Raw genomic sequence first — 14775 nt, 5'->3', positions numbered from 1 at the left:
TCTCACGTTTTTATGTTTCACTTTATTAGCTCAATTGTTTCCGTAACCTTTATACTATCTTTTACAGATTGAACAATCGTACAATTTTTCACTGCAAGCTGCAGCGCCTTGTCCAGCTGCTCTTCTGTAATGTTTTCTGCTTTAATTTTATAGTGCAAATGAACACTTTCAACTGGCTTCGATAAAGCTTCACTTCTACCAATTTCAGTTTCGATTGTAAACGTATCATATGTAATACGTTTCTTTTCTAAAATCGTTCGAAAGACAATTGCACTACACCCTGCGATAGAAGAAACGAGTAATTGTAACGGTGAATACCCGTTTTCTTTTCCAATCGCTAATTGATCATACGATAAATCTGCTTCTATATCATCGTGTTTGATTGTTAGTTTCATTTGTTTTTTCCATCTCCACTTTCATCGGTTTCTGCCGTTTCTTACTAATATAATAATATATATAGCAGAAAATGATAAATGGAATACCACAGTATAACGCCATTCTTTGTTCAGGAATAAATGCTAAACTAATAACAACGATACTATTTGTAATTAAAGCTAAAATTGGAACAATTGGGTATAGTGGTGTTCTATACTTTAAGTCCTCTAACTTTCCTCCGCCTTTTATATACTGACTTCTAAAGCGAAGTTGCGATAGAGCAATAATGATCCAACTTGAAACAGCTGATAAACCAGCTATAGATAATAAGTACATGTATACTGTATCTTCTGCAAGGAAACTTGTGAATAAAGAAAGACCTGCTACCGCAATCGTTACGACTAGCGCTGTAATTGGAATACCACGCTTATTTACTTTCTGGAAGGAAGTTGGTGCCATTCCCTCATTTGCAAGTGACCATAGTATACGTGTCGCTGCATATAATCCAGAGTTCGCTACAGATAATAACGCAGTAATAATAACGAAGTTCATAATATCAGCTGCGTATGGAATACCAATTTTATCAAATACGACTACGAATGGACTTTCAATTACGCCTGCTTCTTTCCAAGAAATTAATCCTACTAAAATTGTCATCGTTAAAATGAAGAATAACATAATGCGCCATACTGTATTACGGATCGCACGTGGAATTGTTTTTTCTGGATTTTCACTTTCTCCCGCTGCAATTCCGATTAACTCTGTTCCTTGGAATGAGAAGTTAACTGTAATCATTGTAAGTAGTACGGCAGCTAGTCCATTCGGGAAAAGTCCACCATCGCTTACAAAGTTAGAGAAAAGAGGTGCTGCTTCTTTTCCGTCATATGATATAAATCCTAATAATGCACTACCACCAAGAACGACAAATGCAAGGATTGTAATTACTTTAATACTAGAAAACCAAAATTCTAATTCAGCATAACTTTTTGCCGAAATTGCGTTTGAAGCATATAAAATAACACCGAATACAAGGCACCATACCCAAACATCAACATTTGGAAACCATCTTTTCATCATTAAACCTATTGACGTTAATTCTAGACCCACTGTTACTGCCCAGCCAAGCCAGTATAACCAGCCAATCATAAAGCCCGTTCCTGGTCCAATAAACTTCGTTGCATACTTTTGGAAAGATCCTGAAACCGGCATCGCTACCGTTAACTCTCCAAGACAAAGCATTGTTAAATACATAATAAATCCGCCTACTAAATATGAAAGGATGGCTCCCCCTGGTCCAGCCTGATTAATAGTGTAACCTGAACCTAAGAAAAAACCAGTTCCGATTACACCACCAAGTGCGATCATAAATAAATGTCTACTCTTCATCGTGCGATGTAATTTCTCATTCGTTGGTTGCTGCATCTAAATCCTCCCCCTACCAATACCCCTATATCTTGTTAAAATTTTCTGATAATAAAAATATACACGAAAGCGATTACATTTTCTATATAAAATTAAAACTTTTCTGATAAAATAATATAAAAAATCTAATTATTGCAAGATTTAGATTCTATTTAGAGGAAAATAAGGAGAAACAAGGAAAAAACCCTTACATATATTGTAAGAGTCAACGAAGTTCTAATCTTCTCGATAAAATTGATAAACTATAATTTACGATAAAGTACATACAAGCTACTAATATAAATGTTGGAATCATGTAATTCACATTTTGCCCGCTAATAATTTGAGCATTATGCATAAGCTCAGGGAGTGATATAACAACCGCTAGCGACGTATCCTTCAGCAATGAAATAAATTGACTGACAAGCGGCGGAACCATTCTCCTTAATGCTTGTGGCAAAATAATATGCCAAAGCGCTTGCACATAAGTTAATCCCGAAGATCGTGCGGCTTCAACCTGCCCTTTTTCAATAGACAATAAACCACTTCTAACAATTTCAGATATCATTGCTGCCTCAAATATTGTTAAAGCAACAATTGCAGCTGTTATAATTTCTAATTTCAAGCCTGCTTCTGGAAGTGCAAAATACGTGAAAAATATAATTAACAGTAGTGGTAAGTTTCGAATCAGTTCAACTATAACTCCTAATACTTGTGAGACGACAGGTATTTTCGTGTAGCGCAATATACCGATTACACTTCCAATAATAAAACTAAGTACAATTGCTATGAGCGCTACCTCTAATGTTATAAGTAACCCTTTTAATAAAAATAGAATATGATCTCCTGTAATTGCTCCCTTGAAATCCATTTACACCGCCTCCTTTGCCAAGCGTTTTTCTAAATAACGCACTAGCATACTGAGCGGAATTGTTAATATTAAATAAAACATCCCGACAAATATATAAACATCAAACGTAACAAACGTCTTCGTTGAAATTAAATCTCCTTGATACATTAAATCAGCACCAGCAATGATTCCAAGTATTGAAGAGTTTTTAACTAAATTGAGAAACTGGTTTCCTAAAGGGGGAATTACAATTTTCACAGCTTGGGGTAAGACAACATAATACATCGCCTGCACATACGTTAGCCCTGAAGAGCGGGCAGCTTCCATTTGCCCTTTCGCAACTGATAAAATACCAGCGCGAATTACTTCCGCAATAAAAGCTGCCGTATATACCGTAAGCGTAACTGTTCCTGCTACAAAACCATTTAAAGTAATTCCTATTACAGGTAAAGCAAAATAGAATATAAATGCAATTAATACGAGTGGAATATTTCTTACAAACTCCACAAAAGCTGATCCTATCCAATTTAAAATACGAATAGGTGCAATACGCATTACTGCCAAAATTACTCCTAAAATAAAACTGCCTATCAATGCAATTACACTAGACATAACTGTATATTTAAATCCTTCTAAATACATATCAATGTTATTCGTTAATATAGAAAAATCAGGCACATATTCTCCCCTCTTTCTTTACAAGAAGAGGATGAGTACTCTCATCCTCTCACTTTTACTATCTACTTTTCTGGTTTTTGTCCAATCCACTTCTCATATAATTTGTCATACTCCCCGCTTGCTTTCATGTCTTTAATTAAAGTATTAATCTCTTTCGTTAAATCATCTGCCCCTTTTTGCACTGCAATTCCGTATGGTTCATCTGTAAAAATTTTTCCTACTACTTCATAATTAGAATCTTGTTTTGCCATTCCGTAAAGGATCGCATTATCTGTCGTCAACACATCACCTTTACCTGCCTTTAACGCTGTAAATGCCTCACTATAATTTTCAAACTCTAATACAGTCGCTTCTGGTGACTTTTGACGAATGTTATTTGTAGATGTTGATCCTTTTACAGCTAATACTTTAACGCCTTGTTTTATATCATCAACGCTCTTAATATTGCTTCCTTTTTTCACAAGTAACGATTGTCCTGCTTTAAAATATACATCTGAAAAATCCACTTCTTTTTTGCGTTCTTCCGTAATTGTCATTGTTGCAATAATTGCATCAATATCACCATTTTTCAGCATTGGAATACGTGTTTTAGACGTTACTTCTTTCAGCTCTAGCTTCTTTTCATCTCCAAGAATCTTTTTCGCAAGTGCCTTCGCGACATCAACATCGAATCCTTCTACCTGCCCTGTTGAAGGATTTTTTAATCCAAATAAATTCGTATCATTCTTTACCCCGACTACTAATTTCCCTCGTTTCTTAATTTGTTCAACAGCCCTGCCTTGCTTCGTATTTGTTTCCTTCGCCTCATCTTTTTTACTTCCACACCCAGCAACGACAAGTACGAATAAACACGAGAATATGATTAACATAAACAACTTTTTCATTTTAAGCATAAAACTCCTCCTTTAATGGTTTAACACTCGGCTTAAAAATAGACGCGCTCTTTCTTGTTCAGGACTCGCAAAGAATTGCGCCGGTGTTGTATCCTCAATGATTTTGCCATCATCCATAAATAAAATCCGATCCGCTACTTCTCGCGCAAATCCCATCTCATGCGTGACAACAACCATTGTCATCCCTTCTTTAGCCAGTGCTTTCATAACATCAAGTACCTCTCCAATCATCTCTGGATCAAGAGCAGACGTAGGCTCATCGAATAGCATAATTTCCGGCTGCATTGCAAGTCCTCTAGCAATTGCCACCCGTTGCTGTTGTCCTCCGGATAATTGATGTGGATATACGTTAGCCTTCTCTGGAATTCCTACTTTCTCTAAATAAAACATTGCTGTTTTCTCTGCTTCTTCTTTGGAAACTTTATTTACTTTAATCGGTGCTAATGTAATATTTTGAAGAACCGTTTTATGTGGATATAAATAAAAATGTTGAAAGACCATCCCAATATTTCGCCGCAATTCATTCATGTCCGTTTTTTTATTGTGTACCTCTGTATTTTGTACAATTAATTCTCCATCTGTAATTGGCTCTAATTGATTTATACACCGAAGCAACGTACTTTTTCCTGATCCTGAAGGCCCGACAACTACTACCACTTCGCCTTTTTTCACTTGCACATTAATATTTTTCAAAACTTGAAAGTTACCATAATATTTATTTACATTACGAAATTCTATCAACATACTCCCCCTTCCCCTAACAATGCATGTACATTCTTTTTATATTCAAAAATAGTCCCAAAAATAACTTTTAGCTTCAATTTGTCCATAAAAAAAAGCAAAGAGTTTCCCCTTTGCTTCTTCATTTCTATTCTGTTAAGATACTTCTTCTTTCTTATCTTTCCCGTATTCATGCTCCCAAAAATCAGCATTTTTAATTCCTAATGGCTGCGGATCGAATACTGGATCTTTTCCTTCTTTTTTCTGTTTTTCATAATCCTTTAATGCGACTAATGCAGGTTTTTGTAATAGTAAAATCGCAATGATATTTACCCATGCCATAATTCCTACACCGATATCACCTAAAGCCCACGCCGTTGCTGCTGTTTTAATACAGCCGTAGAATACAGCTCCTAAAAAAACAAATTTTAGTACCATAGACAACCAAGGACGATCTTTATCTCGATTTAAGTACGCAATATTCGTTTCTGCAATGTAGTAATACGCCATAATTGTTGTAAACGCGAAGAATAATAACGAGATTGCAACGAAACCGTTTCCAAATCCAGGGAAAACAGATTCTACCGCCGCCTGTGTATATCCTGGTCCTGGCTGAGCACCATTTAATTTATTAACGATAAAGTTTTTTCCGCTTGCATCAAATACGTTATACATGCCTGTAATAATCATCATAAATGCTGTTGCTGAACAAACAAATAATGTATCAATGTAAACGGAAAATGCTTGCACTAAACCTTGCTTAGCTGGATGTGATACTTCAGCTGCTGCTGCTGCATGTGGTCCAGTTCCTTGCCCTGCTTCATTGGAATAAATACCACGTTTTACTCCCCAAGAAATTGCTAAACCGATAATACCACCGAAAGCAGCTTCTAATGCAAATGCACTTCTTATAATTAACATAAATGCTTCTGGCAATTTTTCAATATTCATAGCAACAATGACGCAAGCTACTAAAATATAGCCTATTGCCATAAACGGTACGACAACTTGCGCTACGTTAACAATTCGCTTCACTCCACCGAAAATAATAAGAGCTAATACGACAACTAATATAGCCCCTGATACGGTAGTATTAATACCAAAAGCCGTTTCTAAACTTACAGCAATACTATTTGCTTGTACACCCGGTAATAAAAGTCCTGTTGCAAGAATTGTCGCTGCAACGAACACTAAAGCATACCATTTAACTCCTAAACCTTTTTCGATGTAATAAGCAGGACCACCTCGGAACTGTCCTTGATGTTTCGTCTTATATATTTGCGCTAATGTCGATTCTACATAAGCAGAACCTGCTCCTAAGAAGGCTACTGCCCACATCCAAAATACAGCCCCTGGTCCACCAAATGCAACCGCTGTTGCTACCCCAGCGATATTCCCTGTCCCAACGCGCCCTGATAAAGAAAGTGCTAACGCCTGAAATGAAGAAACACCAGCCTCTGATTTTTCTCCTTGAAATGTCAGCTTCACCATTTCTCCTACGTGTCTTACTTGTAAAAACTTTGTTCGAATGGAAAAATATAAACCTACTCCTAAACATAAATAAACAAGTGCTGGACTCCAAACAATATTATTTAACCAATTTACGAAAGTTTCCAACATTCCCCCTCCTTCTTTATAAAGAATATTCAGAATATATATAAAATTATAAGTGCATACCGAATCTAGGACAATATTATTTTAATAAAACAAACATATTTTTGTATAAAAAAACAAAGTATACATTTATTTTGTATACTTTGTTTTGAACAAAATGTATTATATATTCACAATTGCTTCTTCGCTTATAATTCTTTCATATAACTCTTCAGATAATTTTTGGAAGTTATCTGGCATATCTTTCCCCTTAAACTTCTTTTGGAGTGTACCGTATAGACCTATGTCACGTAAACGTAAAAATAGTGGTAACGATTCATACCAACTATCCGCCAGCCTGTGCTCATACTCATATCCTTTTCGTAACACTTGTAACTGTTTACGAGCAAAATCTGTTTTCTCTTCTGCTGTCCACGGTGTAAATAGAACAGAGTAGTATAGAACCATCGCTAAATCATGTATAAAGTAATTATAAGCCGCATCATCAAAATCAAAGATTGTTAGCTCTTTACCATCATAATGAAAATTACCTGGATGAATATCACCGTGCATAAGACCGAACGTTTCTCTTTCAACTGGAAGAGCCTTAATTTCATCCATTAATACCGCTGCAATCTTTTTCACTTGATCATCTTCTAATTCATTAATAATCCCACTTTCGTCTTCTTCCCACGTATCACGATGATTCGTTTTAGGATAGTTCATTGTTAGGCGATGCAGTTGTCCAATCGCTTTTCCCCATGCTTCAAAATAAGCATCTCCCCAATAAGGTGATCCTTCCCCTTTTACTTGCTCGCCTTTTGCATATGTAAATAAAGACGCGAAAAAGAACGTTCCATCCTCTGCTACGATTTCTTCTACGAGATTTCGAGACGTTGAATCAAGAGGTCCTGCTACCTTTGCCCCATTCTCTGCAACATATCGTAAAAAATCTAGTTCAGCCTCTACCTCTTGTTTAGAGCGATGAGAAGAATGTGTTAAACGTAATACGTAATCTTCATCATTATCACCCTTTGCCTTAAAAATATAATTTTCAAAATCTCCAAGTGGCTTTTCTTCTACTGTTACATGAAATTCCCTTGCCGCTCTTGCTAAAATTTCCTTTGTAAAAACACGTTCTACAGCTATTTCCATATATATCCCTCCTATATATCTTCTTAATTCGACACAAACGTGAGAAGTACTGCTATGAAATTGAATAATGCACAAAAGACAATGTAACGTAACTTTCAATTCTCTTCTTAAAAAAATAATCTAAGCATAAATTTCTCACAAAAAGCAAAAATTAACAGAAGTAATTTTATTCTAAAAGAGGTGGAAAGTATGACAGAGAAAAAAGAACAACAAGAGAGTAAAAAACAAAAGCATATGTTTCCATCACTTCCGGAGAACATTAATTACATTGAAAATAAACTTTCTCATTCTGATGATATAAAAAAATTAGATCTCCCTTTTCAAAACGGAAAAGGAACAATCTTATATATTGAATCTTTAGCAGATCCAAATTTAATTCATCAATTAGCTCTTGAACCATTATTAACTCGATCGGATCTGTCCTTAGATAAAGCCTTTTCCACATTAAATATGAAAAAAGAAACGAATTTAAATTATGGAGTACAGGTTTTATTACAAGGTAAATCCTTATATTTTCATGAACATGTCAATAGTTTTTGTATTTTCGAAACAGCTTTATCTTTAAAGAGAGATATAGCAGAGCCTGATAATGAAGGAATTGTGCGCGGTCCACATACTGGTTTTGTAGAGGATCTAGCAACGAATTTAACCTCTATTCGCAAACTCATTAAGAGTCCAAATTTAGTTGTTAAGTACTTTACAATCGGTGAAGAGATGCACACGAAAGTGGCAATTGCTTATATGCAAAATATAGCCAATGACGATCTAGTTGCCGAAGTGAAAAGAAGGTTAGAAAAAATTAAGACAGATGCACTTATGCCTCCAGGATACATACAAGAATTCATAGAGGATACGTCCTTCTCGCCATTTCCGCAGCAATTAAATACAGAGCGTCCAGATAGGACCGCTGCTAATTTAATGGAAGGACGGGTTGCAATTTTATCTGATGGGGACCCAACAGCGCTCATCGTACCTGTTACGTTATTCGCTTTTTATCAATCACCAGATGATTATAATAACCGCTGGATTGTAGGTTCTTTCGTCCGAATGATTCGCTTAGTAAGTTTTTTAATTGCCTTTCTCTTGCCAGCTTTATATATTGCAACTGTCGCTTTTCATCCTGATGTGTTACCGCTCGAACTTGTGTATACAATTAAAGCTTCATTAGAGAAAGTACCGCTTCCTCCTATTTTTGAAGCTCTCTTAATGGAATTAATCTTTGAATTGTTACGCGAAGCTGGTATTCGCTTGCCGAGCCGAGTGGGACAAACAATCGGTATTGTAGGTGGGTTAGTAATTGGTGATGCAATTGTAAAGGCTGGGCTTGTTTCTTACACAATGATTATCGTTGTAGCTTTAACTGCAATTTCATCTTTTCTCGTTCCATCAAATGATATGAGCTCAGCAGTTCGCATTCTTCGTTTTCCATTAATGCTTCTTGCTGCTATATTCGGATATTTAGGAATATCATTCGGTCTCATTATAACTTTTGTTCATTTATGTCAGCTACATTCATTTCATACACCATATCTTTCTCCTGTTGCCCCGATGCGGATAAAAGATATGAAAGATTCTTTCGTAAGACTACCAATTTGGTCATTTTGGGAAAGACCACATGATCCAAAGCCGAAAAAAATGCAACGCCAACATGTAACGAGAGAGGATGAGGACGGTGACAAACACGCAAAGTAAAATTTCACTAGTTCAATTTACCTTTTTCGTTATTCAATGCCAAATCGGAGTGGGCATACTTTCTCTACCGAACCGTCTTCACCTAATAGCAAAAGGTGGTGGATGGATTTCTGCTCTTATCGCTGGTCTGGCAATTCAACTTATTATTTTACTTATGTGGCTTTTCTTAAAACGATTTCCTGATGCAAATATGTATGAAAGTGTTTGTATGCTATTTGGTAATAAGTTTGGAAAACTATTAGGTTTTGCTTATGTTTTTTATTTTACACTTATCGGTATGACGGTTATGTTAAATGCTTGTAATGTCATTAAAGTATGGGTTTTACAAGCAACTCCGTGGTCTGCAATTCTCATATTATGTACAGTAGCTTGTTGTTATGTCGCTTATAATACATTTAAAGTCATCGTACGATTTTATGTCATGGCCTCTATTCTCATTATTCCAATGGCCCTTTTAATTGCCCTAGGGTTTTCCCGAGCTGATTTTTCTTATATTTTCCCACTTACAGAGGCTGGGTGGTGGAATATTATTCAAGCATCGAAAGAAACAATTACAGCCATGTATGGTTTTGAAATTATTCTTATTGCCTTTCCAAAAGTAAACGGGAGTTCTGTGGCAAAACTGAAGGCCATTTCTATCGCTAATGGATTTGTAACACTTTTTTATACTTTTACCGTTTGGATTTGCTTTATCGTATTTAGTCCAAAACAAGTTGAGCTTATTCCAGAGCCAGTTGCTTACTTATTACGCTCCTTGCATATTGGAATTATAGACCGAACGGACCTAATCTTCATACCAATTTGGATGATAACTGTCGCTGCCTCTATTGCTAGTTATTATTGTGCTGCTTCTATCGGCATTGGACACATATTCAACCTTGCTAATCATAAAAAAGCTGTTCCAATCGTTGGTATAATTGCTTTTAGTGTAGCCTTATTTATAGATACACCTGAAGAATTAAAAGTAATTGCAACTTTCACTGATAAGTTTACCTATATTTTCATCGTTGTCCTCCCTCTTTTATTTCTACTTTATTCAGTAATAAGAAAGAAGAAAGGAGAACAATATGTTCCAAAAAAGAGTTAAATTACTTTTTATATTATGTACTAGTTCCCTCCTTTCTGGCTGTTGGGATCAAGAACCATTAAGAGAAGCGAGATTAGCTTATAGTATTGGAGCTGATATTACGGAAGAGAATAAACTCCAGCAAACAATCGAGCTCGTAAAAAGTTCAAGCGGAGAACAATCTTCATTCGAGAATGAAATACATTCAGCAACCGGGCATAACATAAGAGATACAAGCGATTCCCTAAAAAAAAATGTGACTGGAAATATTCGCTATTTTAAATATGGTGTTCAATTACTAGGAACCAAAATTCTAAAAAAAGGGATACTACCCTATTTAGATGTCAGTTTTCGGGATCCAACAAATCCAACTGCTTTAGTAAAGCTTATTGCAGTAGATGGTGAAACGTCCGAGGTACTCGAAAAAAAGAAAGTAGGAAATTTATTAATTGGAGATTTTTTAAAGAAAAAAGTGAAAAGCTTAGAAGATATGAGTGTATTTCCAAAAGAAACTTTAGAAACAGCTGCTACAAAAATGTTAGACCCCGGTAAAGACTTTATACTCCCTTCCATAAAAATAAAAGGAAAAGAAGTAATTACAAACGGGTTAGCTTTATTTAACAATGATAAATTAACTGGGCATTTACCTTTGAAACAATCGGTTTTATTCGTATTATTAACCGGAAAAATGGGAACAAGTGCGCGTATAACCCAAAAGCTTACTAGCGAGAAATCAGAGAAGACATCTGATTATTTAACAATGGAAATTAGCAATCGAAAGTTAAAACGAGACTTAAAAATAACGACAGATAAAAAAGGAAATGTTTATGCTCACATTAAACTACAACTAAAAGTGATAGCGCTTGAAGCTCCAAGAGATAACCTTTATAAAATGGATGAAAGAAAAAAACTAAATAAAGAATTGTCTAAACAGCTTACGAAAGAAGCTAAAAAGATAACTAACAAGCTACAAAAAGCTAACTGTGATGCTTTCGGTATCGGAAGACACCTTATCGCCTATCACCCTGACTTATGGAAGAAAAAAAATTGGAATAAAGATTATGCAAAAGTAAAATTCAAACCTGAGGTAGATGTAAATATTTTGTATAGTGGTGTCTTAAAATAAAAAGGTTGTATGCCGCTCGGGCATACAACCTTTTTATTTCGTATATCGATACACAATTGATTCATATGGTCTTAAGTTAAGTTTTGTAATATCCTTGCTGCAATCTTTATAATTCGACAGTAGTACCTCTTGTTTCATTCCATCTAATTGAACATGAGCTGGTACAGAATACTTTATTTCTTCTCCATAGAAGTTATTGATAACAAGTAATATCTCATCATTTACAGTACGTGTATATGCCCAAATCTTAGGATGATTCTTATCTAAAATAGCATATTCTCCTTCTGTCATAACATCATATGTTTTTCTTAGTTCAATTAGTTTTTTATAATGATAAAATACAGACTCTTTATCGGCTAGTGCCTTCTCTACGTTTATTTCTTTAAAATTTTTAGCCGCTGAAATCCAAGGTGTACTTGTTGTAAACCCGCTATTTATTTCTTCATTCCACTGCATCGGAGTGCGAGAGTTGTCACGAGATTTTTGCTTTAAAATCCCGATAATATCTTCTTTTGATAGCCCTTCTTTTAGCTTTATATCGTATATATTTAACGATTCCACATCACGATATTGCTCGATGGACTCAAATTTAGGATTCGTCATACCGATTTCTTCCCCCTGATAAATATAAGGCGTTCCTTGCAGCATGTGCATAGCTGTCGCTAACATTTTTGCAGATTCGTTTCGGTACTTTCCATCATCACCAAAGCGTGACACAATGCGAGGCTGGTCATGATTACACCAAAATAACGCATTCCATCCTCCGCCCTTTTGCATTTCAATTTGCCAGTTAGACATAATCTCTTTTAATTTAATGAAATCAAACTCTGCTTTCTTCCACTTATCACCATTCGGATAATCTACTTTTAAATGATGGAAACTAAACGTCATGCTCAGTTCATTGCGCTCAGGATTAGAATATTTAATACAATTATCAATTGTCGTAGAAGACATTTCTCCAACTGTAATTACATCTTTTCCTGCAAAAACATTGCGGTTCATCTCTTGTAAATATTCATGAACACGCGGGCCATCTGTATAATACTTGCGTCCATCACTTGTCGCAGTATTACCTTCATCGTTTAAGAAGCATTGGTCTTTTGAAATTAAATTAATGACATCTAATCGGAATCCCGTTACCCCTTTATCCAGCCAAAAGCGCATCATATCATATACTTCTTCACGAAGTTTTTCATTTTCCCAATTCAAATCAGCTTGTGTTTCATCAAATAAATGTAAATAATATTGCTCCGTCTTCTCATCATATTTCCAAGCAGATCCACCAAACTTAGACTGCCAATTATTTTTTTCATCACGCCAAATATAGTAATTACGATATGGACTATTTTTATCTTCCTTCGCTTCTTTAAACCACTTATGTTCAGTCGAACTATGATTTACAACAATATCAAGCATAATCTCAATGTTACGTACTTTCGCTTCTGCTAAAAGTTCTTCAAACTCTTCCATCGTTCCGTAAGATGGATCAATGCTGTAGTAATCACTTACATCATATCCATTATCATTTTGTGGTGATTGGTATATCGGTGTTAACCATATATAATCCACTCCGAGTTCTTTTAAATAATCTAGTTTCTCTGTAACCCCTTTTATATCCCCGGTTTCCCTATTGTAATAACTATTAAAGCTCTTCGGATAAATTTGATAGACTACACTTTTATGCCAATCCTTCATGTTTAACTTCCTCCTACTTCTGTTTGACTCTTTTTGCAAATAACCATGTTAAAGTAAATGGGATTACAACTGCGATAATCATTCCGACAATAAACATTGGAATCGATTTCGGAATGATAGAAATAAATGCTGGCAATCCGCCAATTCCGATAGCAGGTGCTAATACACCATTTAATGTAATGAATATCGCTGCCACAGCAGACCCTATAATCGCTGCATAAAACGGGAACTTATTTCGTAAATTCACACCAAACATCGCTGGTTCTGTAATACCGAAGTATGCTGAAATGGCTGATGTTGATGCCATACTTTTATCATTTTGATTTTTAGAAATCCAGAACATCGCAAGTGCCGCACTACCTTGGGCAATGTTAGAAAGAGCAATCATCGGCCAAATAAATGTACCGCCATGTTGTGCAATCAATTGTAAATCAATTGCAATAAACATATGATGCATACCTGTAATTACAAGCGGTGCATATAATGCTCCAAATAATACTGCTCCAACTACTGGTACTGTTTCATATACACCTACTAATCCTACTGTTAATAAATCTCCAATATGACGTGTAACCGGACCGATAATTCCTAATGCTAACACACCTGTCACAACGATTGTTGTAATTGGTACAACTAATAATTGAATTGCATTTGGTACATGTTTCTTTAAGAAAATTTCTACTTTACTTAATACAAATGCTGCTACTAAAACAGGTAAAATTTGTCCTTGATATCCTACCTTCTCAATTTGGAACAGTCCTAGAATATTGAAGTACTCAATCTTTTGCCCCTCTAAACCAGTCGCTGCTTTTCCATAATCCCAAGCGTTTAATAAGGCCGGGTGCACAAGCATTAATCCCATAACAATCCCTAGTATTGGACTACCACCAAAACGCTTCGTTGCTGACCACCCGACAAGTGCTGGTAAGAATACGAATGCTGTATTGGCCATCATATTAATTAAATCCCAAAGCCCGCCTAAGTTTGGATAAACATCTAATAAATTTTTCCCATCAAAAAATAAGTCCTTTGCGCCTAATAGGTTGTTAATACCCATTAGTAAACCAGCTGTTACGATCGCTGGTAATATTGGCATAAATACATCCGAAAATATTTTTACAAACTTTTGAGCTGGATTTAACTTTTGGTTACCTGAATCTTTTACGTCAGCTACAGTCGATTCTTTCATACCCGCAAGCGTTATCAATTCCGCATATACTCGATCTACATCCCCTGGACCAATTACAATTTGAAATATCCCAGCGTTATGAAAAGCTCCTTTCACTAATGAAACAGACTGTAATTTATCATTATCTATTTTACTTTCATCTTTTAAAGCGATACGGAGCCTCGTCACACAGTGCGCAGCTTGTTCAATATTGTCTTTCCCACCAATATACTGCAACACTTCCTCTGCTGTTTTACGATAGTCTTTCCCCATATTCCCGTCCCTCTTTTCTTTTTTTGATACCGTTTACAATTACATATTAACTCGTATATATAAGTTAGTCAACACTCGTATGTACGAGTT

Annotated in this window: 12 protein-coding genes and 1 pseudogene; 3 read left to right on the top strand and 10 right to left on the bottom strand. The window is 35.6% G+C overall.

Annotated elements, in window-relative coordinates:
* Nucleotides 1-17 precede the first annotated feature (17 nt).
* From AXW78_RS03175 to AXW78_RS03135, 8 genes and pseudogenes are all read right to left on the bottom strand, one after another.
* Complete coding sequence (locus tag AXW78_RS03175; protein WP_000778819.1) at nucleotides 18-395, bottom strand: OsmC family protein; 378 nt, start codon at nucleotides 393-395, stop codon at nucleotides 18-20.
* Entirely contained in the window at nucleotides 370-1797 is a 1428-nt protein-coding gene (locus AXW78_RS03170) for an amino acid permease (RefSeq protein ID WP_001187097.1), read from the bottom strand. The genes AXW78_RS03175 and AXW78_RS03170 overlap by 26 nt, the downstream gene beginning before the upstream one ends.
* A 205-nt stretch (nucleotides 1798-2002) precedes the next feature.
* Nucleotides 2003-2647 carry an amino acid ABC transporter permease gene (locus tag AXW78_RS03165; RefSeq protein ID WP_000345957.1) on the bottom strand — a complete coding sequence of 215 codons (645 nt, stop codon included), beginning with the start codon at nucleotides 2645-2647 and terminating at the stop codon, nucleotides 2003-2005.
* A complete protein-coding gene (locus AXW78_RS03160; protein ID WP_001112667.1) occupies nucleotides 2648-3304 on the bottom strand; it encodes an amino acid ABC transporter permease in 657 nt (218 codons plus the stop codon).
* A gap of 62 nt (nucleotides 3305-3366) precedes the next feature.
* Nucleotides 3367-4197, bottom strand: coding sequence for a glutamine ABC transporter substrate-binding protein GlnH (gene glnH, locus AXW78_RS03155; protein WP_000916458.1), 831 nt, complete (start codon nucleotides 4195-4197; stop codon nucleotides 3367-3369).
* Between the two features lie 12 nt (nucleotides 4198-4209).
* Nucleotides 4210-5129, bottom strand: a pseudogene (locus AXW78_RS03150) (amino acid ABC transporter ATP-binding protein).
* Nucleotides 5074-6534, bottom strand: coding sequence for an alanine/glycine:cation symporter family protein (locus AXW78_RS03140; RefSeq protein WP_000447398.1), 1461 nt, complete (start codon nucleotides 6532-6534; stop codon nucleotides 5074-5076). The pseudogene AXW78_RS03150 and the gene AXW78_RS03140 overlap by 56 nt, the downstream one beginning before the upstream one ends.
* Before the next feature lie 159 nt (nucleotides 6535-6693).
* Nucleotides 6694-7665: a phosphotransferase enzyme family protein gene (locus AXW78_RS03135; RefSeq protein ID WP_000401633.1), complete on the bottom strand. Its 972-nt coding sequence runs from the start codon at nucleotides 7663-7665 to the stop codon at nucleotides 6694-6696.
* A gap of 189 nt (nucleotides 7666-7854) precedes the next feature.
* Here AXW78_RS03135 and gerKA point away from each other — a divergent pair, with 189 nt between their 5' ends.
* The 3 genes from gerKA to gerKC are packed head-to-tail and all read left to right on the top strand — an operon-like array spanning nucleotide 7855 to nucleotide 11549.
* On the top strand, nucleotides 7855-9357 hold the full coding sequence (gerKA, locus tag AXW78_RS03130; protein ID WP_000136664.1) for a spore germination protein GerKA: 1503 nt from the start codon (nucleotides 7855-7857) through the stop codon (nucleotides 9355-9357).
* Nucleotides 9338-10444, top strand: a complete 1107-nt coding sequence (locus tag AXW78_RS03125; RefSeq protein WP_000185767.1) for a GerAB/ArcD/ProY family transporter — start codon at nucleotides 9338-9340, stop codon at nucleotides 10442-10444. The genes gerKA and AXW78_RS03125 overlap by 20 nt, the downstream gene beginning before the upstream one ends.
* A complete protein-coding gene (gerKC, locus tag AXW78_RS03120) occupies nucleotides 10425-11549 on the top strand; it encodes a spore germination protein GerKC (RefSeq protein ID WP_000486845.1) in 1125 nt (374 codons plus the stop codon). Before AXW78_RS03125 ends, gerKC begins: the two co-directional genes overlap by 20 nt.
* Nucleotides 11550-11582: 33 nt before the next feature.
* Here gerKC and treC read toward each other — a convergent pair whose 3' ends face one another.
* Both treC and treP read right to left on the bottom strand, forming a co-directional pair.
* Complete coding sequence (treC, locus tag AXW78_RS03115) at nucleotides 11583-13244, bottom strand: alpha,alpha-phosphotrehalase (protein ID WP_000656138.1); 1662 nt, start codon at nucleotides 13242-13244, stop codon at nucleotides 11583-11585.
* A 13-nt stretch (nucleotides 13245-13257) separates the two neighbouring features.
* Nucleotides 13258-14685 carry a PTS system trehalose-specific EIIBC component gene (gene treP, locus AXW78_RS03110; protein ID WP_000513935.1) on the bottom strand — a complete coding sequence of 476 codons (1428 nt, stop codon included), beginning with the start codon at nucleotides 14683-14685 and terminating at the stop codon, nucleotides 13258-13260.
* Between the last annotated feature and the right edge of the window lie 90 nt (nucleotides 14686-14775).

The sequence above is a fragment of the Bacillus thuringiensis genome (assembly GCF_001595725.1).
GTDB lineage: Bacteria > Bacillota > Bacilli > Bacillales > Bacillaceae_G > Bacillus_A > Bacillus_A thuringiensis_K.
Note: the sequence above shows the minus strand (reverse complement) of the source record. Positions and strands in the feature narration are given on the sequence as shown.

Excerpts from the sequence above, each read along its gene's own strand:
- AXW78_RS03165 (WP_000345957.1), bottom strand. The coding sequence starts at position 2,647 with ATGGATTTCAAGGGAGCAATTACAGGAGATCATATTCTATTTTTATTA.
- glnH (WP_000916458.1), bottom strand. The coding sequence starts at position 4,197 with ATGCTTAAAATGAAAAAGTTGTTTATGTTAATCATATTCTCGTGTTTA.
- AXW78_RS03170 (WP_001187097.1), bottom strand. The coding sequence starts at position 1,797 with ATGCAGCAACCAACGAATGAGAAATTACATCGCACGATGAAGAGTAGA.
- treP (WP_000513935.1), bottom strand. The coding sequence starts at position 14,685 with ATGGGGAAAGACTATCGTAAAACAGCAGAGGAAGTGTTGCAGTATATT.
- treC (WP_000656138.1), bottom strand. The coding sequence starts at position 13,244 with ATGAAGGATTGGCATAAAAGTGTAGTCTATCAAATTTATCCGAAGAGC.
- AXW78_RS03135 (WP_000401633.1), bottom strand. The coding sequence starts at position 7,665 with ATGGAAATAGCTGTAGAACGTGTTTTTACAAAGGAAATTTTAGCAAGA.
- gerKC (WP_000486845.1), top strand. The coding sequence starts at position 10,425 with ATGTTCCAAAAAAGAGTTAAATTACTTTTTATATTATGTACTAGTTCC.
- AXW78_RS03175 (WP_000778819.1), bottom strand. The coding sequence starts at position 395 with ATGAAACTAACAATCAAACACGATGATATAGAAGCAGATTTATCGTAT.
- gerKA (WP_000136664.1), top strand. The coding sequence starts at position 7,855 with ATGACAGAGAAAAAAGAACAACAAGAGAGTAAAAAACAAAAGCATATG.